At 45.8% G+C, this 23,921-nt stretch carries 22 protein-coding genes; 7 read left to right on the top strand and 15 right to left on the bottom strand.

All coding sequences use genetic code 11. The features are described from left to right. Positions 1 to 188 precede the first annotated feature (188 nt). Positions 189 to 599 carry a hypothetical protein gene (locus RH85_RS20235; protein WP_006714611.1) on the top strand — a complete coding sequence of 137 codons (411 nt, stop codon included), beginning with the start codon at positions 189 to 191 and terminating at the stop codon, positions 597 to 599. Positions 600 to 699: 100 nt separating this feature from the next. On the opposite strand, the gene RH85_RS22685 is transcribed toward RH85_RS20235, so the two are convergent. Together RH85_RS22685 and RH85_RS20230 are read right to left on the bottom strand one after the other, a co-directional pair. Next, positions 700 to 795, bottom strand: a complete 96-nt coding sequence (locus RH85_RS22685; RefSeq protein ID WP_006714610.1) for a MetS family NSS transporter small subunit — start codon at positions 793 to 795, stop codon at positions 700 to 702. Between the two features lie 2 nt (positions 796 to 797). Beyond that, positions 798 to 2,264, bottom strand: coding sequence for a sodium-dependent transporter (locus tag RH85_RS20230; RefSeq protein ID WP_006714609.1), 1,467 nt, complete (start codon positions 2,262 to 2,264; stop codon positions 798 to 800). A gap of 701 nt (positions 2,265 to 2,965) precedes the next feature. Here RH85_RS20230 and cydH point away from each other — a divergent pair. From cydH to RH85_RS20215, 4 genes are all read left to right on the top strand, one after another. Next, positions 2,966 to 3,058: a cytochrome bd-I oxidase subunit CydH gene (cydH, locus tag RH85_RS22855; protein ID WP_006714608.1), complete on the top strand. Its 93-nt coding sequence runs from the start codon at positions 2,966 to 2,968 to the stop codon at positions 3,056 to 3,058. A 12-nt stretch (positions 3,059 to 3,070) separates the two neighbouring features. Beyond that, on the top strand, positions 3,071 to 4,231 hold the full coding sequence (locus tag RH85_RS20225) for a patatin-like phospholipase family protein (protein WP_006714607.1): 1,161 nt from the start codon (positions 3,071 to 3,073) through the stop codon (positions 4,229 to 4,231). Positions 4,232 to 4,484: 253 nt separating this feature from the next. After that, positions 4,485 to 5,702 (top strand): sugar metabolism global transcriptional regulator Mlc, encoded by a 1,218-nt coding sequence (mlc, locus tag RH85_RS20220; protein ID WP_006714606.1) that lies wholly within the window; start codon positions 4,485 to 4,487, stop codon positions 5,700 to 5,702. A gap of 91 nt (positions 5,703 to 5,793) precedes the next feature. Then, positions 5,794 to 6,741, top strand: a complete 948-nt coding sequence (locus RH85_RS20215; RefSeq protein WP_006714605.1) for a chemotaxis protein CheV — start codon at positions 5,794 to 5,796, stop codon at positions 6,739 to 6,741. A 296-nt stretch (positions 6,742 to 7,037) separates the two neighbouring features. Here RH85_RS20215 and RH85_RS20210 read toward each other — a convergent pair whose 3' ends face one another. The 4 genes from RH85_RS20210 to RH85_RS20195 form a co-directional block, all read right to left on the bottom strand. Continuing rightward, entirely contained in the window at positions 7,038 to 10,124 is a 3,087-nt protein-coding gene (locus tag RH85_RS20210) for an error-prone DNA polymerase (protein ID WP_006714604.1), read from the bottom strand. Between the two features lie 12 nt (positions 10,125 to 10,136). Beyond that, the gene (locus RH85_RS20205) at positions 10,137 to 11,537 is read right to left on the bottom strand and encodes a Y-family DNA polymerase (protein WP_006714603.1); all 1,401 of its coding nucleotides are present in this window, start codon (positions 11,535 to 11,537) and stop codon (positions 10,137 to 10,139) included. Between the two features lie 3 nt (positions 11,538 to 11,540). Further along, entirely contained in the window at positions 11,541 to 12,218 is a 678-nt protein-coding gene (gene imuA / locus RH85_RS20200) for a translesion DNA synthesis-associated protein ImuA (protein WP_006714602.1), read from the bottom strand. Between the two features lie 121 nt (positions 12,219 to 12,339). Continuing rightward, a complete protein-coding gene (locus tag RH85_RS20195; protein ID WP_006714601.1) occupies positions 12,340 to 13,083 on the bottom strand; it encodes a YciK family oxidoreductase in 744 nt (247 codons plus the stop codon). A gap of 90 nt (positions 13,084 to 13,173) precedes the next feature. Here RH85_RS20195 and sohB point away from each other — a divergent pair, with 90 nt between their 5' ends. Both sohB and RH85_RS20185 read left to right on the top strand, forming a co-directional pair. Beyond that, on the top strand, positions 13,174 to 14,235 hold the full coding sequence (gene sohB, locus RH85_RS20190) for a protease SohB (RefSeq protein ID WP_006714600.1): 1,062 nt from the start codon (positions 13,174 to 13,176) through the stop codon (positions 14,233 to 14,235). 219 nt (positions 14,236 to 14,454) lie between these two features. Continuing rightward, positions 14,455 to 14,955, top strand: coding sequence for a fasciclin domain-containing protein (locus RH85_RS20185; protein ID WP_006714599.1), 501 nt, complete (start codon positions 14,455 to 14,457; stop codon positions 14,953 to 14,955). 163 nt (positions 14,956 to 15,118) lie between these two features. Here the strand turns inward: RH85_RS20185 and RH85_RS20180 are convergent, their stop codons facing one another. The 9 genes from RH85_RS20180 to agaR all read right to left on the bottom strand — a co-directional run bounded on the left by RH85_RS20180 (position 15,119) and on the right by agaR (position 23,065). Further along, on the bottom strand, positions 15,119 to 15,973 hold the full coding sequence (locus RH85_RS20180; protein WP_006714598.1) for a tagatose bisphosphate family class II aldolase: 855 nt from the start codon (positions 15,971 to 15,973) through the stop codon (positions 15,119 to 15,121). Beyond that, entirely contained in the window at positions 15,964 to 17,157 is a 1,194-nt protein-coding gene (nagA, locus tag RH85_RS20175; RefSeq protein WP_006714597.1) for an N-acetylglucosamine-6-phosphate deacetylase, read from the bottom strand. The genes RH85_RS20180 and nagA overlap by 10 nt, the downstream gene beginning before the upstream one ends. Beyond that, positions 17,147 to 17,587, bottom strand: coding sequence for a PTS galactosamine/N-acetylgalactosamine transporter subunit IIA (gene agaF, locus RH85_RS20170; protein WP_006714596.1), 441 nt, complete (start codon positions 17,585 to 17,587; stop codon positions 17,147 to 17,149). Before agaF ends, nagA begins: the two co-directional genes overlap by 11 nt. Before the next feature lie 69 nt (positions 17,588 to 17,656). Next, positions 17,657 to 18,541, bottom strand: coding sequence for a PTS N-acetylgalactosamine transporter subunit IID (gene agaE / locus RH85_RS20165; RefSeq protein ID WP_006714595.1), 885 nt, complete (start codon positions 18,539 to 18,541; stop codon positions 17,657 to 17,659). Beyond that, entirely contained in the window at positions 18,531 to 19,307 is a 777-nt protein-coding gene (agaW, locus tag RH85_RS20160) for a PTS N-acetylgalactosamine transporter subunit IIC (RefSeq protein ID WP_006714594.1), read from the bottom strand. Before agaW ends, agaE begins: the two co-directional genes overlap by 11 nt. A 17-nt stretch (positions 19,308 to 19,324) precedes the next feature. Then, the gene (gene agaV, locus RH85_RS20155) at positions 19,325 to 19,798 is read right to left on the bottom strand and encodes a PTS N-acetylgalactosamine transporter subunit IIB (protein WP_006714593.1); all 474 of its coding nucleotides are present in this window, start codon (positions 19,796 to 19,798) and stop codon (positions 19,325 to 19,327) included. Positions 19,799 to 19,818: 20 nt separating this feature from the next. Then, positions 19,819 to 20,976: an SIS domain-containing protein gene (locus RH85_RS20150; protein WP_006714592.1), complete on the bottom strand. Its 1,158-nt coding sequence runs from the start codon at positions 20,974 to 20,976 to the stop codon at positions 19,819 to 19,821. Next, on the bottom strand, positions 20,976 to 22,280 hold the full coding sequence (locus RH85_RS20145) for a D-tagatose-bisphosphate aldolase, class II, non-catalytic subunit (RefSeq protein WP_006714591.1): 1,305 nt from the start codon (positions 22,278 to 22,280) through the stop codon (positions 20,976 to 20,978). The genes RH85_RS20150 and RH85_RS20145 overlap by 1 nt, the downstream gene beginning before the upstream one ends. An 8-nt stretch (positions 22,281 to 22,288) precedes the next feature. Further along, positions 22,289 to 23,065 (bottom strand): transcriptional repressor AgaR, encoded by a 777-nt coding sequence (agaR, locus tag RH85_RS20140; protein ID WP_039949484.1) that lies wholly within the window; start codon positions 23,063 to 23,065, stop codon positions 22,289 to 22,291. Positions 23,066 to 23,921 lie beyond the last annotated feature (856 nt).

The following is a 23,921-nucleotide window of genomic DNA, read 5'->3' as shown; positions in this document are numbered from 1 at the left end:
CCCGCTTTCCCGCTTTCCCGCTTTCCCCGCTTTCCCGCTTTCCCGCTTTCCCGCTTTCTCGCTTTCTCGCTTCTCACTCTTCCCGCGTTTGTCATGATTTTGGCAGCTACTTAACCTTGTATTGACGTTCAATCGTGCAGTTTTAAGACAATAGGCTCTTTGTTTGAAAAATTGTAGGGGTGGTAGATATGAGTAAAAAAGGAATTTGGCTTTGTGCCGGTTTAGTCTTGAGTGCACCGGCTTTAGCGGCGAGTGAGGAATCAACCGATTTAGCGGTGGGTATGGCGGTTGATCAGCAACTGAGTGTGGTGGTTGAACTCGATAACCAGTATCGCTTTATTATCGGCAACCAAGGTGGAGCGTTTGATTACATCGCTAAGCGTGGCCAATTTGATACTGAAGAACCGATTGATTGGTATGTCGGTGTTGGTGGTTGGGGAGAATGGGATGGTGATTTTGGTGCCCGTGTGCCGTTGGGTGTTAGCTATCAAGTTAGCCAAGGTTGGCAAGTCTATGGGCAAGTTCATCCCGAGTTGAATATGCATAAAGGGTGGGAGCTAGAAGTTGGTGCAGCCCTTGGTGCCAAATATCACTTTTAAGCGCCCCCTTGATTGCCTAGGTTCACATCATATCAATGTAGACAAAAAAGCAGACAAAAAATGCCGGCGCAAAGGCCGGCATTGATATGAACTGACGTAATTACTGCTTGTTCATTGCTCGTTTAATACAGATGGCTGCGCCACCCCAAGTAATGCCAAGTCCGATCACTAACATGATGATTGCACCTGTTGTCATAATTATGCCTCCTGCTGGCGATTTGCCGCGTTAAGAATAAGACCGAATACGAGTAGTGCGCCCATTACAACCCAGCCTAATGTGAGATCGTAACCACCGTAACCTTCATTGAATAGTGCTCGAGTTTTGGTTACTAGGATAACAGCAAGCATGACTGGCGTGATGAAGCGAAGACAAACATCAAACCATTGACCGATAGTGAAATCAGAGGTTGAGTTTACGTACTCACGAACACTTGGCACTTTATTCAGTAGCCATGCCATCAATACGATCTCGACCAGACCACCAAACATAATACCGATGTTGTTGGCAAAGTGATCAACCAAATCAAGTAGCAGTAGTCCGCCATTGGTTGCAAAGGCCATCGAAACAACCACACCGGCGCCGATCACAACATTTGCGGCTTTCTTACGGCTCCAGTTCAACTTATCGATGATCGCAGAGGTAACGGCTTCCATAATAGAAATGTGAGAACTCAAACCAGCAACTACTAGCGCAAAGAAGAACAGTGGGCCAAGAATATAAGGAGCAGGCAGTAAGTTGATTGCTGCAGGTAGCGTGACAAACGCAAGACCAACACCAGCAGAGACCACTTCAGTAATCGGTTTACCCTGTTCTTGTGCCATATAGCCAAGCACTGAGAAGATCATGATACCGGCTAAGATAGAGAAGCCACAGTTGATCAAAACCGTCATAAAGGCGTTGTTGGTGATGTCAGATTTCTCAGGTAAGTAACTTGAGTAAGCTAACATGATCGCAAAGCCGATACTTAACGTGAAGAAGATTTGGCCATACGCGGCGGCCCATACTTTTACATCCCAGATCTTGCTAAAGTCAGGTTCGAACATGTAGTTCACACCATCTAGCGCGCCAGGAAGGAAAATCATACGGCCGATCAGCAATAGCACCATGATAAATAGGATTGGCATCATGATTTTTGATGCACGCTCGATCCCGGCTTTTACCCCACCAACGACAGCAGCATAAGTCACAGCCCAAGCTAATAGCATTGCGGCTGCGATGTTCCATTGGATACTGCCTAATGCTGTTGGAGAGTTGTCCCCACCCAGTTTTAGGTATTCGCTAAAGAAAAATGCGTTGGTATCTGTGCCCCAACTTTGGGTAAACGACATACCAAAGTAAGAAATAGCCCAGCCAATAACCGCCACATAATAGACGGCGATAACCGCAGCTACACCCACTTGGAACCATCCGAGCCACTCAAATTTAGCGTGGATCTTCGCTAGTGTTTTTGGTGCACTACCACGATATTTTTGCCCCATGCTGAATTCCAAAATCATAAATGGAATACCTGCAGTGATCATGGCAAATAGATAAGGAATGAAAAAAGCGCCACCACCATTTTCATAGGCCATGTATGGGAAACGCCAAATGTTACCCAAACCAATCGCCGATCCTACAGCAGCTAAGATAAACCCAGCTCTTGATCCCCATTGTTCTCGCTTCATAGATTACTCCTGTATACAACTCCCTGAGGTATGAAGCTTTTCTTTGGCAGGTTCGCCTTAAAATGGATGAAAGGGGCAAAGTGCTGATAAGCAAGCTATGTCCTTTGCTCTATCTTCCATGATTTGGCAAAGTTTAGATTTAAATGTTGTTCGCCTAAAGAAAACTCAGAATATTGTTCTTGAACTTACGATGTGTGTTTGCGAAAACTGACATTTTCAGCTACGCATGCTAGAGAGCCTAACGATTTTAGAGAGTTAACGCAATAGATTGTAAATGTTAATGGTAAGTTTAATGTTGGTGTTATTGATGTTGTTTTAGCTTCTGGTTAGGTTTTTATGTGTCATTTTTGCCAAGTAATACTTCTATTGGTCTGTTTGTTTGATATTTGCTGGCTAGATCGACTTTTTATAAAAAATAGAGCGTATGACTAAAAATTATTCGATTAGGTTTTGTTTTTACTGATTAGCCTTAAGATTGGAAAATAATCAAAATTTAGCCAGTTTGCTTACGTTTTGTTGCCTTAAGTGAGTTTTTAATCCATTTAAAATGGATTTTTCTATAACACTCTTTGGCGTCGTATTGACGTATAAAACCTTACTATTTGTGATATTAACGTCATAATCGCGCACAAAAAAACGACATAAATTGAAACTATTTAAAACAGGTGTTATTTTTTTGTTAAGCGTATGTGGAGGTGCTTATGGAACTTGAATTGAAGTATGCCTTAATGATTACCGCATCTATTTTTGCTGTGATTATCGGTTTTGGTGTCATTGCTATTGCGACTGCTTAAGGCGCTACGGTAATGAATAACAGCGGTGTCATCACAAACACTGCAAGCTTAGTCGACCTTGAACGACTGTCTAAATACACCGGTGGCCTAAATGCACTTGTCGCACAAGGCGGCGGGCAAAGAGGTATTTTTACATCCGGTGTATTGGACGCCTTTCTTCTTTCTGATTTTGATCCCTTCCACCGTTTTTACGGCACGTCAGCAGGGGCACTCAATCTCTCCGCTTTCTTATGCAGACAAAAAGGTATTGGTCGTTCATTTATACTCGATCTCACTACCTCATCAGAATTCTTTCATTTGTTCAGTTATATTCGTCGCAAGCGCTATTTAGGGCTGGATTGGGCGCTAGATAAGATCAGTGAATACCCCTATAAACTTGATATTGATATGGGTCGTCGTACTTTGGGTGATCGTCAGGCATACGCAGCGGTTACCGACAGTAGCCGTTTGATCGATTGTTATTTGCCAATGTTGGGTGAAGATTGGAAGAAAGTGTTGATTGCGAGCTGTGCTATCCCACGCTTGTATGAGCATGAAGTGGCGTTTAATCACGGCCGTTATATTGACGGGGGAGTCTCCGCCTCGATCCCTGTGCAAGAAGCGTGGCGACAAGGTTCGCGTTGTATCGTGGTGATTCGTACTGAAAGTGATGATGTGCCAGACGCGGAACCATTGGTTTCTGAGCGCTCTAACGTAGAGTGGTATCGAGACTCATTGAATATGGCGCAAGAGCACTGGCAACAAAAACTGACCCAGTGGAAGCTTGATTGGACTCAGTTCTTAAATGAGCGTATTAGCCGTTCTCAACTGCAAAAACTGAAAGATCATCATCTGGTCTCTCTGAATGGTGGACGCTGGTTATTTGGGGCTGACGACATTTATCGATTGAGTCATTTGCTAGGTGATAATTTTGATTCAGGTTTGGCAGATATGCTGATGGTGCATTATCAGACTTACTCATTGACCCAAGATTTTCTCAATCAGCCACCTGATGATTGCTTTATCGTGCAGATAAAGCCATCACAGCCACTGTTGTCTAGCTCATTAATGAGCAGTGAGGAAGAGTTACGTCACGATTATCAGTTGGGATTGGATGCTGGGTTTCGCTGTGTCGCCGCATTCGACTGTTGTGGCCTGACGCAGTTTAATGCCGGCTTCAATCGCGCAAGTTAGCGTGACGCAAACGTGACTGTCATGAGAATGCTTAGTATTTCACTCAGCATACTCGTGATATCAATCAAAAGATCTTGATTTTTATCATCGCAAAATAACCGCATATTATTGGCAAATATCATTACGCTATATGACAGGGGACACAAAGAATTCGGTTTATACGTGACGGTTGTCACGGCGATTTATCAAGGCGCTTCACAATTACTTCGCAAAGTAAAAAAATTACTTAGTTGTTGAATTTTGGAGTTACCTTATGTACATGGCTCAACCTGGCCATATTGATCATATCAAGCAAGTTAACGCTGGCCGTGTATATAAACTCATCGATCAAAAAGGTCCAATATCGCGTATCGATCTCTCTAAAGAGAGTCAGCTTGCACCGGCGAGTATCACAAAGATCACGCGTGAATTGATCGACGCTCATCTGATCCATGAAACGACCGTACAAGAGGCGACGAGCCGTGGTCGTCCAGCCGTTGGCTTACAAGTCAATAATGCCGGCTGGCAATTTCTTTCAATGCGACTTGGCCGAGGCTATTTGACTATCGCGCTGCATGAGTTAGGTGGTGATGTTCTCATTGACACCAAAATAGATATTCATGAAATCGATCAAGATGATGTCTTAGCCCGTTTGCTGCATGAAATTGATGAGTTTTTTCAAACCTATTCCGATCAGCTTGATCGTGTAACCAGCATCGCTATTACGCTCCCTGGCCTTGTGAATGCCGAAGAAGGCATCGTATTGCAAATGCCACATTACAATGTTGAGAATCTTTCGCTGGGGCCTGAAATTTACAAAGCCACAGGTTTACCCGTTTTCATCGCGAATGACACGCGCTCTTGGGCACTTGCCGAGAAGTTATTTGGTCATTCGCAAGAAAATGAAAACTCTGTATTGATCTCTATTCACCATGGTTTAGGCGCCGGGGTTATCCTTGATGGGCGCGTGCTGCAAGGTCGCCATGGCAACATTGGTGAATTGGGGCATATTCAAATCGACCCGCAAGGCAAAATATGTCAGTGCGGTAATCGGGGCTGTCTAGAGACGGTTGCGAGTTCACAAGCTATTCGTACTGAAGTGACGGAGCGTATTGCTCGGGGTGAAGCCTCTGTTTTGTCTGATATTGAGGGCATTTCAGTGGAGGATATTTGTGAAGCTGCAGCCAACGGTGATCCACTTGCGGTTGATGTGATTGAGAAGCTAGCGGCGCATTTGGGGTTTGCCATTGCGTTGGTGATTAACTTATTTAATCCGGAAAAAATACTGATTGGCGGTGCAATCAATCAAGCCAAAGATATTCTTTATCCTGCGATCCAAAAATGCATCAGAGAGCAGAGTCTACCGGCTTACCATCAGAATCTTGAGGTAGTCGAGTCACGCTTTTACAAACAAGCCACTATGACTGGTGCCGCCCTCGTAAAACAGGCACTATATGATGGCTTATTGCTTATGAAAGTGATAGAAGGGTAACAAGCTGCTATATTAGCACTTTTGGATGACCCAAACTGAGCCTTGCCATGCAAGGTTTGTGTGGCGTAAATAACTGCTGTAGAGAATTGTTATGACCGGAGTATTAAACACTGTAGACCAACGAACCAAGCTGGTGGGTGAAAACCGTTTGGAATTGTTGTTGTTTAGCCTTAACAGCCGACAAATGTTTGCAATTAACGTGTTTAAAGTTCGTGAAGTGATTAAAGTTCCACCGCTAACCAAATTGCCGGGAGCACATTATAACATCACGGGTGTGGCTTCTTTGCGTGGTGTTTCTGTACCTGTTATTGATTTGCGCGCGGCAATTGGCTTTCCGCCATCACGTCTAGAAAACCAAGAACAAAATCTTATCATTACGGAATATAACCGTACTGTTCAGGGCTTTTTGGTGGGGCAAGTACGCAATATCGTCAATACCACTTGGAGTGATATCCAACCGCCGCCAAAAACCGCTGGTCGCTCGAACTACTTAACGGCGATTACGCAACTCAAAGATAACGATGAAGTTGGTATCATTGAAATCATTGATGTTGAAAAGGTTCTTGCTGAAATCATCGACTACGACGTGTCTATTTCTGAAGGCGTGCTGGACGATCGTTTGAGTGTTGAGATGGTCGGACGTAATGTTCTTATTGTTGATGATTCATCGACAGCGCGAGCTCAAGTGAAAGGGACATTGTCTCAGCTTGGTCTAAACATCATCGAATGTTGCGATGGCTTACAGGCACTAAGGTTGCTTCAGTCATGGAGCGACGAAGGTAAAGATGTAACCAAAGAACTGCTGTTGATGATTACCGATGCAGAAATGCCAGAAATGGATGGTTATAAGCTGACCTTTGAAATCCGTAATGATCCAAAAATGAAAGATCTGCACATTATTTTAAATACCTCATTGAGCGGCAGCTTTAATGAGGCCATGGTGAAAAAAGTCGGTTGTGACCGCTTTATCTCTAAATTCCAGCCAGATTTGCTGGTAGAAGTGACTCAGAATCGCTTGAGAGAAGTACTAGGCCTTTAAGATAATTTGGCCATTTATCATGCAGATGAGTTGAGTTTGTGGTAGTATTTGGTTTCTATTTTGTTATTTAAAATAGAGTATAACTATCAAATTCAACTTTTCATCAGAGATCTTAAGGTAGTTCCTAAGCATGATTTGGTTAACGTCGAAGGCGGTTATGGCCTTAGGCTTGTTATTGTATAGGGAATACAAGAAAAGAAGTATGGACGCTGACGACGAGTTGTAACTTGTCATAGATAATTTTAAAAGGAGCCTTTCGGCTCCTTTTGCTTTTTTGGGTTTGCAGGTTCGCTCGGTTAATGAAAATCTCGTGAATGGTTTTGAAGGCCTCTCATTTGCTCCGTCAGATCGTCGAGTCGTCCTGCAATCACATGTGTCACGTTACCTTCACGCTCCAAAATCCCCTTAACGCGTAAAATTTTGGCATTTAAGTAAGCCTGTTGTTGTGCTCGCGCGGTCGCCTGCCAGACGACAACATTGATATTGCCAGTTTCATCTTCGAGGGTAAAAAAGGTCACTCCCGCGGCGGTTCCGGGCGCTTGTTTACCCGTCACAACCCCGACAACGGTTACCATCGAGCGATGCGGCTTATGGATCAATTGATTCATGCGCGTAAATTGTCCAAGTACGCCTGCTTGATCGAGTAATCGAATAGGGTGTTGCTCAAGTGACAATCCGGTCGCGGAATAATCTTCGATCAACGTTTGTACATCACTTGGCGCTGCAATCTCGACGGTACTGTTTTCTTCCATTTTCTGGAAAAGTGGTAAGTCAGACAATGAGTCCATCATTGCCCAGCGAGTTTGATAGCGATTATGTGCGATAGCGTGTAAAGCATTGGCCGAGGCAAGCAGTTCGATATCGCGTTTGTTGAGTCCAATATGCTTAATTTGTTGTGGATGTGTAAAGTGCCCGGCGCCCCTTGCCCGGAGTAATTGTTGACAACTTGTTTGGCTCAAACCTTTGATTTGACGCAGACCAAGACGAATAGCGAACCCTCTATTTTGTGCAATAACCTGATGGTCATAGAGAGAGTGGTTCACGCAAACGGGAAGAATGGTTAAACCATGCCGCTGGGCATCTTGTACTAGTTGTGAGGCGCTGTAAAAGCCCATAGGTAAGCTATTGAGCAGTGAGGTATAAAATGCCTCAGGATAATAGAATTTAAGCCATGCTGAGCAGTAGGCAAGTACCGCGAAGGATGCCGAATGGCTTTCGGGAAAACCATATTCGCCAAATCCTAGAATTTGCTCGAAAAGTCGTTCGGCAAAGTCCAATTCATAGCCTCGGCTAATCATGCCTTCAATCAGCTTGGCTTTAAATTTAACCAGGTTGCCATTTTTCTTCCAAGCCGCCATCGCTCGACGTAGTTGGTCCGCTTCACCGCCAGTAAAGCCGGCCGCAACCATCGCTAGCTTGATCACTTGTTCTTGGAAAATAGGGACACCCATAGTGCGCGACAAAACAGCTTCGACTTCTGTTGAGGGGTAGTGAACCGGCTCCAGTCCTTCGCGTCTTTTGAGAAAAGGGTGCACCATATCCCCTTGAATGGGTCCCGGACGCACGATGGCAATTTGAATGACTAAATCATAGTAACAAGCTGGTTTTAGCCTTGGCAGCATGCTCATTTGTGCCCGCGACTCGATTTGGAATACGCCGACGGTATCGGCGCGTTGAATCATGCCATAGACATTAGCATCATCTTGGCGGCGGGTTATTTCTGCAATCGATAATGATTCACCATGAAAGCGCTCAATGAGCTCAAAGCATTTACGAATTGCACTGAGCATACCGAGTGCCAGCACATCGACTTTGAGTAGGGTGAGGCTTTCAAGATCATCTTTATCCCATTGGATCACCGTGCGATCAGGCATTGATGCATTTTCAACGGGTACTAATTCATAGAGCGGGCCTGATGAAATCACAAAGCCCCCTACATGCTGAGAAAGGTGGCGCGGAAAGCCCATGATCTCATTAACCAATTGGATAAATTGTTCGCCTTTAAGCGAGCAGGGCTCAAGGCCTAGCTGAACGATTTGCGCCTGCCAACCTTGGGAGCGATCGCGTCGATTAACATTCTTAATAAAATAGTCGAGCTGGCTCTCTTCTATCCCCAGAGCTTTACCCACATCGCGTACCGCGCTCTTAAAGCGGTACGAGATAACGGTGGCGGCCAGTGCTGCACGCTCACGACCATATTTTTGATAGATGTATTGAATCACTTCTTCGCGGCGATGATGCTCGAAATCGACATCAATATCCGGCGGCTCATCGCGCTCTTTACTGATAAAGCGCTCGAACAGCACTGAAATTTGCCGAGGATCTACAGACGTAATTTCCAAGCAATAACAGACCACGGAGTTGGCCGCCGAACCACGGCCTTGGTAAAGAATATTGCTGCGCTTGGCAAACATCACGATGTCGTGAATGGTTAAAAAATAAAACGGATAATTGAGCTCTTCGATCAAGATCAGTTCTTTTTCTATAGTTTGCTCAATCGCACTTGGCACACCATCGGGAAAGCGTAATTGTTTCCCTTTCACAACCAATTGGCGCAGGTGGCTCATTGGGGTTGCGCCATCTGGAATCAGCTCGCTTGGGTACTCGTATTTAAGTTCCGATAAACTAAAATTGCAGCGCTGAGCAATATGCACACTTTCTGCCAGCCATTCAGCTTTAAACAGTTTGCTGAGTTTGTCGGTGCTGCGCAGTGACCGCTCGGTGTTAACTAAGAGATACTCACTGATGGCATCAATGCTGCGGCTATGTTTAATCGCGGTTAGTGTGTGCTGCAAGGGGAGCCGAGTCGCGGTGTGCATTAGCACGCCACCACAGGCGGTAATGGGCAGTTGTAATTCGGCCGCTAGCCGCTGGCAGTGCTGCAGATAGGCTTGATCATCACTGCCTAGATGGCGCTGTACACCAAGCCATAGACGATGCTGGTGGTGTTGAGCGAGCCATTGTCCCCATTTGTGGTCCGCTTGCTTATGATCGGTATTGCCATAGGTAGGTAACCAAATCACTAAACAGTGGCGAATCGACATCAAATCCCATTCAGAGAGCTGATAATGGCCTTTCTCACTGCGACGGCGCGCATTGGTAATGATACGACACAACTCGGCATAGGCTTGGCGGTTGGGACAAATCAGCACCACTTGGCACTCGCTGTTAAGCCAAAACAGGCTACCAATGATCAGTTTGATCCCTAGTTGGTGATTTTTTATGGCGGTATGGGCTCGCACTACGCCTGCGACTGAGCATTCGTCGGTGATCGCTAACGCGCGGTAACGTAAAAAATCGGCCTGTAAAATCAGCTCTTCAGCATGAGAAGCGCCGGTGAGGAAAGAGAAATTACTTTGGCAAAATAGCTCAGCATAAGACATGGTTTTTTCCGTTTAACTAAATTGACCGTGGAGAAACCACTGTTTATCTTGATTGCGAAAGACCCAAAGCCAGCGACCATTCTCGCTGCGAGCAATAAAATAATCGCGGGTAATATCATCACCATCCCACCAACCAGTAACTAAGCGTTCCGGCCCTTGAATGATGGCCACTTTTTCTTGTAAAGGCTCCGGTATGGATAGCAGTACACTCGGTCGGCAGCGAGCTGCGGATAGGCGGTGGGGAATGGTGACACTCGGATCGCATAATAGAGAGGCTTTTTCTGGGCGAGGGTCTTGGCTGAGTAAGACTTTACACACTTTTTCTTTGCCTAGTTTGGCTTGCAATAAACCAATGAGTTCAAGAGGAGATTGTTGGCCTTGTGGACCATTAAACATATCTCGGCTGGTCGCCTCTAATGGGCCGCTGCGAACAATCGCTAATGTTAAGCCTTGCACCGGAGCGCTGAGTTTTAGGTTTTCTAGCGTAAGTTGACAAAGCTTTGCCCAGTGCTTGGCCATTGAGTCACCACACGCTGAAGTGAAGGCAATCGCATCGGTTTGCTTATCTCGTTGATGTAGCGTTAATTGCAGCTCATACGCAACATGGTCACGCAAGGTTAAGAACAGCTCTAAACGTTCGAGTAATTTTTTAAGCGGTTTTTCCAACCACTGGATGTTTTCAATCTCGTAGAGCAATTCAAGATAGCTATGGAACTTCTCTGGTGGATGATAGAACGCCAGTGGATGCTTAAATTGACCTAATAATCTTCCTACGTAATTAACCAGATCAATATCAAATCGACGAGCCAGCTCCGCCATGGGTAAATTGAGTAGATCGGCCAAAGTATTCACCCCTACACGCTGTAAAGCGCTGACTTGTTTTTCGGCCAACTCAGTACAAGTCAGAGAAAAAGGACGCACGGTCGCCAGCAGTTTGTCTTTGTCATCTGAAATTACCATGGCAGCCGATTTTGCGAGCAAAATGGCCGCATAGGGTGAAAAGCCAGTAGAATAACAATAGCGATAATTGAGCTTATCAAGGTGTTGTGACAAGCGCTGCCAATAGGCTTCAAGGCCGCCATATAAGCAGAGCATATCCGTGACTTTTAGTAAAATCCCTTGCGGTGGTTGCAAGACAATATCTGAGGTCACTAAATAGAGCCATTGCGCAATATCGACCAAGGTTTGCTGTTCTTGATGCGCATCGTAAGGATGCACTTGTAAGTCATGGCACAGAGCACTTGCACTGCCAAGGCCCATTCCAACATTAATACCAAGATCCAACGCCTGTGGATTCACCTGCACGATTTGGAAATGTTGGCCATCGACGATGACAATCGGCTGTTCGATTTGGTCAGCAAAGAGCGCATCCAACTGTAACGTCGGAAAATGAAGGTAAAGCCACAGTTGCATTGGCTACCCTTGTTTGCGCTGAGGAAAAGGGATCACCACAGGTTGTGGCTCTGCAATTACTAATTGTGGCCAGCGTGAACGCATATCCAGTACAAAACTTCCATGTGACCAACCTCCTTTGCGTTTGGTGATCGTCACGGTGAGCCCATGATGATGAGGTTCTAAGCGCAGACTTAAACTGACGGGGAGAGAAAACACGTGCTGTTGTGGTTGTCTCAATAAAAAGTGTAAGCAGTTACCGGTTTCACTGGCGACTTGTAAGCGACGTGCTTGATGTACTTCCAACTCCGATTGCCAGAGTAATACGTTACTGCAAGCGCCACTTTTCAGACATTGTTCAGCCGCCCATAACGCATGCTGTGGGTTATCAGGATAAATGAGTAATATTTGATTGAGGTCGAAGCCTTGCTCGACCAACATTTCAGCGCAAAGGTGTCCTGGAGGATGGATAAATACACTCATACGCTCCTCACTACTGTTGAGTAGGTGAGGCAATAACAGGCGAAGTTCACCAATACTAGGAGTGCTTTGTAGTTCTATAACGCCATGTTTTGGGAAGCCTCCTTCCAATTTACTGTCCAGTAGAGCAAAGCCGGTTGGGTAAGCGTCTAAAGGTTGATGCTGGGTATTGCCTTGCCATAACCAGTGTTTCTGTTTTAGGTGTTCAATAAGTTCAGACATAGGCAGCGGATGAATAAAAATAACTGTACATATAAACAGTATAATTTATCCCAAAAAGTCTGCAATAGGCAAGGCAATGAAAAACGCCTTGTGGAGTCACAAGGCGTTGAAGTCAGGTTAGTTATTTTTTCGGTTGGGCATCAATACACTGGCCGTGAACGCCTTTGCCCTCAGGGGCCATTAAGTAGAGGTAGAGAGGCATAATATCTAACGGGGTTTTCAGTAAATCGCTATCTTCAGCAGGGAAGGCTTTGGCGCGCATAGCGGTACGAGTCCCACCTGGGTTGATGGCGTTAACGCGGATAGTACTGTCGCTGAGTTCATCAGCCAGTACTTGCATCATGCCTTCGGTGGCGAATTTTGAAATGGCATAAGTGCCCCAAAACGCGCGGCCAACATGACCAACCGTTGATGATGTAAAGACCATGCGCGCATCTGGTGATTTATGTAGCAGAGGTAATACTGCTTGTGACATAAGGAATTGCGCTTTTACGTTAACTTGCATCACATCGTCATAGCTATCTTCGCCGATTTGATCAAATGGACTCACCACACCAAGAATACTGGCGTTATGCAATATGCCATCAAGTCGGCCAAACTGGCTTTCAATGGTATCGACCATATCGAGATAGTTTTGTTTGGTCGCTCCTTTCATGTCGAGTGGAATAATCGCGGGCTGCGAGTAACCTGCCGCTTCGATTTCATCGTAAGTTTGCTCGAGTTTTTTTACGGTGCGCCCAAGTAGAATCACGGTTGCGCCATGTTGAGCAAAACTGATCGCCGCTTGTTTGCCGATGCCGGCACCAGCGCCAGTAACGAGAATGATTTTATCTTTTAAGGCGTTATCAGCAACTGAATAATCCACGCTATGCTTCCTTATTGTTATGAACTTCTTTTAGTCTTCGTGACAAGATGGTTACAATACAGCAATTCGCACAGTGAGAGGATATTCAGCTTGGAATTTTTGTTGGACTACGGCCTATTTTTGGCCAAGATTGTGACTGTGGTAGTCGCATTGGTGGCGATTTTAATTATTGCAAAAAGTGTTGGTGGTAAGAGCGGTGCGCCGAAAGGTGAATTGGAAATCACCAATTTAACCGAACAACATAAGCATACAGTGGAGCAGCTAGAGCACCATTTGCATGACGAAGTATTTTTGAAAGCACGTGATAAAGCGGAAAAGAAAGAAGAGAAAGAGAAGCATAAAGCGCGCGAGAAAGAGATCAAGCAAGCGGTTAAAGAGGGTGAATTAGAAAGCAAACGTGAATCGCATCTGTTTGTACTTGATTTCAAAGGCAGTATTGATGCTAAAGAAGTGGCGTCACTGCGTGAAGAAGTGACGGCGATTTTGGCCGTAGCTCGCGAAGGTGATGAAGTTCTGCTTCGTCTTGAATCTGGCGGTGGCATGGTGCATGGCTATGGTTTGGCATCATCTCAATTGGATCGCCTTAAATCGGCAGGTCTGCCATTGACGATTTCTGTTGATAAAGTGGCAGCCAGTGGCGGTTACATGATGGCGTGTATCGCTGATAAGATTGTTTCGGCTCCGTTTGCGATTGTCGGTTCGATTGGCGTGATTGCTCAGTTGCCTAACTTCAATAAAGTGCTGAAAAAATACGATATTGAATACGAACAAATCACCGCGGGTGAGTTTAAGCGCACCCTAACCATGTTTGGCGAAAATACCGATAAAGCGCGTGATAAATTTAAGCAAGAACTGGAAGAGACCCACGTATTGTTTAAAGACTTTATCCGTGAACGTCGCCCTGAGCTTGATCTTGAAAACGTCGCAACCGGTGAGCACTGGTTTGGTACTCAAGCATTAAGCCTTGGTCTAGTGGATGAGATCAAAACGTCAGATGATTTAGTGGTTGAAGCTTGTAAAGACAAGACGGTGCTTGCGATTCATTACGTTGAGAAGAAAAAAATCACTTCGAAACTGGCAGCGCTAATGGGCGAAGCGGCAGACAACGTATTGATGAAGCTTATCGACCGTGGTCAGCGTCCAATCGTTTAAGCAGTTACGCTCAAACAAAGACAAGATAAACCGCACTTAGGTGCGGTTTTTTTATGGGAAATATTCCAGCTTTCACCTTAAGAAATCGGCAGAAAAAATACATTTGAAGTGGTCATGAAATCTTGCGCGAGCGATTGATCGGCTAAAACATTCTGACCGTAGAACATCAACGATTGGATGGAAACAGTGGTTTCCAAGTTTATTACAGAGGAAGGTATTATGTTGAAACGCATCCTAGTTATCATCACCGTTATGTTTAGCACTCTTATCATGTTGTCACCGGCTAAAGCGGGTGACCATGGCATGCAGCAAGGCGATATTGTTGATGTGGCCGTTGATAATGGCTCGTTCACTACGCTGGTGGCGGCAGTAAAAGCGGCAGGTTTAGTTGATACATTGAAAGGTGATGGTCCGTTGACGGTATTTGCGCCCACGGATGAGGCGTTTGCGAAATTGCCCGATGGCACCGTTGAGATGCTGTTAAAACCGGAAAATAAAGATAAGTTAATTGCGATTTTGACCTACCATGTCGTACCGGGAAAAGTGATGGCGGCTGATGTCATTAAGCTTGAAAAAGCGACCACGGTACAAGGGCAAGAGGTGATGATTGCGTTGCAAGATAGCCAGGTTATGGTTAACGACGCTCAGGTTATTGCAACCGATGTTGGCGCGAGTAATGGAGTGATCCACGTCATTGATACTGTGTTAATGCCCAAGTAGTCGCTTGGCAATAAAAAGGGAGCCTTGACTAGAGGCTCCCAGTTATAACACCGACTATAGGGGGGTGGTGTTACTATTACTAACTTGATGTGATGCGAGTTTTTATGTTCAGGAGCGACATATAAAATCGGCAACCTATCACATCAAGCAGATTGAGTCGGGTCTAAAGTTTACCTTCACTACCACAGACACGAATCTTACTCATCACCACTTCTTTCATTGCCGCTTTGCCTGGAATGATATACTTACGCGGGTCATTCGCCTCTGGATGCTCGGCGAAGTACTGTTTTACCGCATCGGCAAAGGCAATTTTTAGCTCAGTTGCTACGTTCACTTTGCAAACGCCAAGGTCGATACAACGACGAACCATCTCATCTGGCACACCAGAAGCGCCGTGTAGGACTAGTGGGATATCAACGACAGAACGAATTTTTTCTAAACGATTGAAGTCGAGTCTTGGCTCTGCTTTATAAAGACCGTGTGCAGTACCAATTGCGACGGCTAATGAATCAATACCAGTACGGCGCACAAACTCTGCTGCTGATGCCGGATCAGTCATTAAAGCATCGGCACTATCAACAATTAAATCATCTTCCTGACCACCTAGGCGACCAAGTTCCGCTTCTACGCTCGCATCATAACGATTGCAATATTGTACTACCGAGCGAACGATATCGATGTTTTGATCGAAGGCGTAGTGTGAACCATCAATCATGACAGAACGAATACCTTGTTGAACCTTGTGCTGAATATCTTGCTGCTCTTCATGGTGATCAAGGTGCAGCACCAATGGAATGGAATGTTTATGTGCAGCTTCTTTACAGATGCTGATTAGGTAATCAGTGCCAGCGTAATCGTAAGTGCCTGGTGTACCAGCAAGGATCACCGGCGACCCCATTTCTGAAGCAGTCTCTACAATGACTTGAACTGTTTCAAGGTTATGAATATTGAATGCAGGAACAGCGTAACCGCCTTGTTGAGCACGTTTAAGCATTTCGCGAGAAGAAATTAGATACATAAAACCTCCGGACTTGAGATTGAAACGGCATCGAATACGAGGTGGCCGTTGACCCAAGTTTTTGCAATTGAGAAATCTGAATGAATGGCAACCATTGAAGCGCGTTTACCGACTTCTAAAGTGCCTAATTGGTGTTGTAAGCCTAATGATTTAGCTGGCGTCAGCGACGCCATCAGCCACGCTTGCTCAAGGGATATATCGAGCCAGCGTTGAATGTTTTGTACTGCAGTAAGCAAGGTCAGCGTGCTGCCAGCTAAACCGCCTGAATCGGTTGTCACGACGCCATCTCGCATCTGCACTTGGTATTCACCGAGGGTGTACTCACCATCGGGCATACCGGCAGCACACATCGCATCGGTAATGAGGGTCATGCGATTGCCGCAGCAGCGGTGCGCTACATCAATCGCTGCAGGATGAACATGATGACCATCGGCAATCATTTCCACATAGCTGTTGGTATGCAGTAGGCCAGCACCGACTACACCTGGGTCGCGATGATGTAATCCACGCATGCCGTTGTAGCAATGCACAATGCCGCTTGCGCCAGCATCAAGTGCTTGCTTTACTTGGTCGTAGCTAGCATCGCTATGACCAAGCATCACTTTGATGCCTTGTTCATGTAAGTAACGAATTGCTTCAATCGCTCCGGCTTTTTCAGGGGCAAGTGCAACCGTTATCAATTGGTTATCAGAGTAAGAGATCCAGTTTTCGAGCTCTTCGACTGATAACTCACGGAACCATTCAGTCGGGTGGGCACCTTTGTTTTTCTCGGTGAAGTAAGGCCCTTCTAAATACGCACCAAGAATTTCAGCGCCATTGACACCCTGTTGTTTGCTTTTCGCCACTTGTTTGAGCGCGGCACGGATTTTTGCCACAGGAGCGGTGACAGTCGTGGCTGCAAATGCAGTGACACCTAGGCTGGCGAAAAGCTCAGACATGGTATTGAGTGAGTCATGGCTTGCGTCCATCACATCGCAGCCTTTGGCTCCATGTACATGGCTATCGATCATGCCCGGCATTAGGCTAACAGCGCCTAAGTCGGTGACGTTTGAGTGCTTACCTGCATCAAATGCGTCAATCGTACTAATGACGCCATGATGATCGATGGAAATCACCGCATCATTTAGCCAAGACTCGCCGTGCAGTAGACGTTGCGCACGATAGTGCTGGGTTTTAGATACCATCGTCTTCTACCACGGCTACTTTTTCGCTTTTTAAGGCCATTTCAGCCGCTAAGGAAGTGATGCCGCGATGGCCACATTCCAGTGCTTGTTCACGAAATTCCAGCAGGTTTAATTCATCACGTTCTAGCAGCATTTCTGCAGCCATTTGTAAGTTAGTACCAGTCACAACTTCGATATCGTTGCGCTCTTGGCTTAGTAGAGACGCGGTACGGAAAGGTGTACCGCCGAGTAGATCTGTTAGAAAGACAATGCCTTCACTTGAATCGATTTCTGCAATAGCTTCACGCATTTGCGCTTCAAGTTGAGGAGTCGTTGCTTCTTCTGGAAAGTCGATAAATTTAAATTGTGGTTGTTCACCAATTATCTGAAAAATCGCTTTTGCGATGCCTGAAGCAAAGCCACCGTGGCCAGATAAAATAACAGCAATCATTTTTGTTTCCTTATTGGGGCTAACGAATCAGCCCCATTTTTCGTTTTTATAGTTTGGAGAGCGTAGGGGTTATAGGAAGCCCATGAAGCGACCAACGATACCGAGTGTCACCGTGATACCGATAAGTTTTAGAGGGCTCCAACCGCGTTTCACTAGGGCATACATTGCAAGTGTGTAAACTAGTGGTAGGAACGCAGGCATGAGCTTGTCGATAACGTCAGCTTGTAGTTTCACCACCGCATCACCCGCGGTGATTTCGGCCGTAGTTGAGAGGCGAACGTACGTTGCTACTAGCGCGCCGATTACCGTCATACCTACCATTGAAGCCGCGTGGCCCACTTTTTTGGTGTTGGCTTTAATCACTGGAATTGCCGCAACACCCATGCGGTATGCGTAGTGCGCTAGACCAAAACGTAGACCGAAGTGCACCACGTTAAACAGCACGAAGAAGAACACCGCACCCATGATTGAGCCTTGTAATGCAAGGTCAGCACCGATACCACCACAGATAGGTAGTAGGGTGAGCCAGAACATTGCATCACCGATACCACCCATCGGTGCACCAACGGCAATTTTGGTACTTTGGATACTGTTGATGTTCTGTTTAGAACGCTCCATCGCCAGTACCACACCCATAACAAACGTTACTAGGAATGGGTGAGTGTTGAAGAAGCCCATGTGGCCTTGCATGGATTTCGCAAGGTCCGCTTTGTTGGTGTGAATCTTCTTCAGTGCAGGCAGTAGGCCATATAGCCAACCGGAAGCTTGCATACGTTCGTAGTTGAAAGAGGCTTGGAGCAGCAGTGAGCGCCATGCCATGCGGTTAATGTCCGCTTTGGTTAGCTCTGCACCAATTTCTTTGTTCTCATATTCATCCGCGCTAACACCTGGAGCAGGCTGCACATCAGCGTTTTGTTTACGAAGGTCTAGTTCGTTGCTTACATTAGATTCCATCTTCAAAGTCCTCAGCTGGTGCAGTTACAGGAGTTGGTTCTGTTTTGCGCATAAAGTCGATGATTGCCATCGCAGTCGCTGCGGCCGCAATCGCAAGGATTGGTAGTTGTACCCACGCTGCTGCGACGAAACCTAGAATGAAGTAAGGGATGTAAGCATTCTTCATCATGATCTTCATTAGCACTGCGAAGCCGATTGCAGGCATGATGCCGCCGGCAACGCCTAGGCCGTCAATAAGGTCTTTTGGTAGTACTTCAACGATTTTTCCAGCGTGCTCTGCACCAAGGTAGACAGGTAAGAAGGCACATAAGAAGTAGAATGAACCTAGTGCGGCAAGCGCCATGTAGTTCACGCGCTCAATACCGTCGGTATCTGCGTTTTGTGCAAATTCATCACACTTAGACATTACTGCTGACATAGCTGAGAACAGTAGGGTGATACCCATTTGAACGGCTACAGCAAAAGGAACGGCGACACCAACCGCGACATTAGGCTCAACTTTAGTGGTGATAGCGAAAGCTGTACCAACGATAGTACCGATGATAACGTTTGGTGGTTGAGCGCCGGCAAGCGGTGCTAGACCCATCCAGATCAGTTCTAGCGTACCACCGACTAGAATACCGGTTTGCAAGTCGCCTAAAATTAGACCAACAAGCGGACCAAGTACTACCGGGCGGTGGAAGTGAGTGAGGCCGTTGAACATATCAAGGCCAGCAAAGAAGGCTAGGATGCCGAGCATCACCGCCTGTAAGAGTCCTATTTCCATGATTGGTGTCCTTATTATTAGATAAGAGTAAAGATGTCAGTTGCACTCTCAGTGGGTACACCTTGAATGGTGCAGGTCACCCCTAGTGCTTTTAGTTGTTCAAATTCCGCCACGTCTTCAGCATCTACTGAAACGGTTTTGGCAATTTGGTTTTTACCTTCGGCGTAGTGCATGTTACCTACGTTGATATTGCTAATTGGTACGCCGCCTTCGACCAATTGACGGAAGTCTTTTGGAGTACGACAAACCAATAGAATGCGCTGACGGTCAGCCGCTTTATGAATGGTTTCGATGGCCTTTTGAACTGTCCAGAAACGGATCGCGATACCATCAGCGATGACCATCTCCATTAGGTTTTGTTGAATAGTGTCTTCAGCGACTTCATCGTTAACGACAACGATAATGTTGGCATCGGCAAAACCTACCCACTGCACACCTACTTGGCCGTGAACTAGGCGCTCATCAATACGACTTAAAACGATATTTGGCATGATGTTTTCCTTTAAAATTATTATTTGTTGTATGGGTAGATAGTGACGCCTTGCACCACTCGGTTTACTTCACCCGTTGGGCATGGGTTATCTGGACCAAAGCCAAGTTGGAGTGATTTTTCAAACGCCAAAATTTGACAGAACATTACGTAAGGGAAGCAGAGCCATTGATCGCCAAAGCCGAGTTGACCAAGTTCAAACACATCTTCTTCATTGAGCGCACTTTCCGACATGGCGATATGAGCGAGGGTTTGCTTATCACGACGAATTTCATTGAACAGATCCATGTCGTATTGGCGGGTGTACTCATCACTAGAAAACAGCTGAATAACGAGTGCTTTATCATTGATGGTGAATTTTGGTCCGTGACGGAAGCCCAACGAGGAATCGAAGGTGGTCATCACTTGGCCTGCACTCAACTCAAGGGATTTCAGTGACGCTTCACGAGCAAGTCCTGCAAAGCCGCCGCTGCCTAGAACAATCAAACGTTCGTAGGGTTGTTGAGCGAGTTCTTTGATGGCTTGCGGCCATTGCTGTAGTTTGTTTTCACATAAGATCGCCGTGGCTTCGATTCGCTCGCGCCATTGGGCAAGAGTTTGACCGCTAAACAAGGTGAGCGCTGACATCAACATGCACGTGAAGCTTGAGGTCATGGCAAAGCTGTTATCGTTTGAGCCTTCAGGCATTAATAGGCAGTAGGCGTTATTGGCTTGTTGTGCATAACGTGCGAGTGCGCCTTCGCTGTTACAGGTTAAAAATAAGTGGTGGCAATTGGGTACCATTTGATCAACTAATGCTACCGCTGCGACGCTTTCTGGGCTGTTACCTGAACGGGCAAATGAAACCAATAGGGTTGGTCGGTTGCTATCAAGGTATTGCTCAGGGTTTGAGACGATATCCGTCGTCGGAATCGATTCGACTTGAAAGTGTAATCCTGCTTGAATAAATGGTACTGCGGCATCACCAACGAAGGCTGACGTGCCAGCACCAGTTAAAATAATGCGTAGATTTGGTTGAGTGAGCAGTGGATTTAAGAAAGCCGTCACAGCATCATGTTGTTGCTCCAAAATATCGGCTAATGCGCGCCACAAACGTGGCTGATGGCTGATTTCTTTTGCAGTATGAATACCATTATGTTGCTCTAACCATGATTGGTCGTAGCCAAGAAATAGGTTCATTAAATTGTCTCCTTGCAAACCACTGCATTTGAATAACAGGCTGCGGAATAGACCTCTGTCACTTCCATAACCTTGTGAATTACGATGTCAGCGGGATGGTTTTCAATTTGTTGTTGAGAAATGGCTTTCGCCTGATTTGGTAAATACTGACTAAGTAGCGTGACCGGTAACGGTTTGGCGGCTAGATGGTCAAATAGGGCTTGTTGCGCCGCTTTTACTTCTGGGTGAGTCCAGTAGTAGCGAATGCGATCGCTTAAGCTGTAGCTGCAATCAAGAAATTGCTGGTGGCCTTTACTCGCATAATGTGAACGCCAGTAGTTAGGCTGCTCGTGCATCACCTGCTCGATCGTGTCGCGCAGGTGTGAAGCATGGTGTGTGCCTAGCCATTCTTTTTCTGCTCTCTCAAGGCCATACAAGGCCTCACGGAGCGCAAATGTCAGAGCCGGGCCGACTTTTAAAATGGCAAAGTGGTCACGCACTAGCTCATGGTAAGCTGTTGGGTTTTGGTAATCAGTTGAGTGCGCTTCAAACACAAGGTTAGGTTGGCTCTCGATAAGTTTGCTTAGTGATTGTGCCGCTTTGCTGTCGTAGTGATGCACGCTGTGGTGGTCAAATTCAACGCCAGGTTGAACAACAAGCCCAATGACGCGAGGCCATACATAGCCTAAACCCATGTCACTAAATGCTTGGTGGTGTGCTTCTAGCGTGGCTATTGCTTCTTCAGGCTTTGTCACTTCAATGCCTTCTTCTAGTGATTCAAGTGCGCCACCAGGAGTGGGAACTTCAGTTCCTACAACGTAAACAGGAGCTTCACCACCAGAAATTTTCCATGCATTTTCAGCCACAAGACATAGTCTCGCTGCACGTTCAGCCATTGTTTTTTCGCTTAGTGGTGTTTGGTCATCAGCGCATGACATTGAACAGTCGAGATGGATTTTCTTAAAGCCAGCGATAACGTAGTCGTTAATCATTTGCTCGGAATAGTCCATTGCTTGTTGAGCTGGTAGATCTTGCCAGCAGTTTGGGCCAAGATGGTCGCCGCCTAAGACGATATTCTCTGCTGGAAAATCTAGGCGTTGTGCTAATGCAAAAACATGGTCGGCAAAATCTTGTGGTGTCATACCGGTGTAGCCACCAAACTGATTGACTTGATTTGATGTTGCCTCAATCAGCACCAGTTGTTGATCTTGCGCGGCTTGTTTAATCGCAGCCTCCAAAACCAATGGGTGCGCAGAACAGACTGAGTAGATCCCGGTCGCGTGACCTTGTTTGTGCTGTTCAATTAAAGCAAGTAACGATTTCATGATGATTCCTAATTTACGGTTTGGTCGGCGAGAATGACGTCGACACCCATTTCAAGCAGGGCTTGGTGAGTGGCGTGTGGAATATTGCTGTCAGTGACCAGTACATCAATTTGATGGGCGGCGCGGATGGTGCAAAAGCTTTTGCGGCCAAATTTACTGGAATCTGTTACGGCGATGACTTGTCGTGCTACCTCACACATCGCCCGGTTGATTTGAGCTTCGTGATTATCTGGTGTAGTGATACCCGCTTTAAGGTCGAAGCCATCGACGCCTAAAAACAACTTATCGAACAAGTAAGAACGAATTTGCTGTTCTCCGTGATGGCCAATAAGTGAGCAAGAAGCGCGACGTAAACTGCCCCCGACAACATGTAAATCAATCGACTCGATGTTACTGAGCTGATAAGCGGTATTGAGCGCGTTAGTCATCACTACGAGCTGTTGTTTATTGGTCAGGTACTGTGGCATTAAACCAATAGTGGTGCCTGAATCGAGGATAATGGCTTCGCCATCAGCAACTAAGTTTGCGGCTGCAAGTGCAATAGATTGCTTTGCTGTACGGTTTAGCTGGTCTTTACGGTACAGCGGTTGATCAAAAGCAAAATTCGGATTGAGGTTAGCGCCCCCATAACAACGAAACACACACCCTTCTTTTTCAAGTAAGTTGAGGTCATGACGGATGGTCACCGCAGAAACATTAAATTGGCTGACAAACTCATCGACTTTGCCAGTACCATGGCGGCGTATATGCGCCATAATTTGTTGTCTTCGTTTTGCGCTTGTCATTTCGTTACCTTGCCTTTCGTTACGTTTCGTTTTTTCGGTGGAAACGCTTCGATTTCCTTTGGTTTGTATTAAAGCAGGTCAATCGAAATAAAAGTGAAAGCTAGATCACAGCTGGTTGTCTTTCGTTTTTGGTGGTTTTTTGCTTTCGTTTCAATTGAACCGAAAGGCAATGCGCTAAAGTGAAAGGTATCTATTGGCGGGGGAAACGTCTACTGGTAAAGGGTTTGATGGGTTAAAAAGCGAAAGACAGATGCAAATGCCGAGAAATGAAAGGGTTTCGAATGAGATGATGCGCGAGATCACAAAAACCAAAGACAGTGGAAATGAGAGCCGTATAAATTTCCAGTCCAGATAAAGTTAATCTGCGGTGGCGATCTAAGCGGTATAGATTGTTTATCCTCTACGCATCCCTCAGCTTGCTTTGTGTCAAAGCTTATCGAGTTCTACGACAGTGAGATGATTATGTGATTGATTTGCTCTCGCGAGTTTTTGAACAAGGATGATTACGGTGAATGGAGAATGATGTTTGGGGGAAAGGTCAGACATTCTGTTTTTTGGCGATGTGAAAGAGGGAGTGAACCAGAAAGCGATGAATCCAAGTGCAGCAAAGAAGAATAATGCTTTACAAGGTGATTTTCTCATGTATCATACACGCAGCTCTGTTCGATAGAGTTATTTAAGAAACAATTTAGTAAAGCAAATCTTCAGAATACTTCTTGTGTTGTAAACCTCTGTTATTCCCTTAGCTTCATCGTGCGATTAAATAATTTATCATACAGTGCCCTCGCGAATTCGCGAAATAATAAACAATTTTAAAAAGGGGCATCACATGTCTAACAAAACTACTGGTATCGTT

Origin of the sequence: Vibrio ichthyoenteri ATCC 700023 (assembly GCF_000222605.1) — a bacterium.
GTDB lineage: Bacteria > Pseudomonadota > Gammaproteobacteria > Enterobacterales > Vibrionaceae > Vibrio > Vibrio ichthyoenteri.
This window is presented reverse-complemented; position numbering and strand designations above follow the sequence as displayed.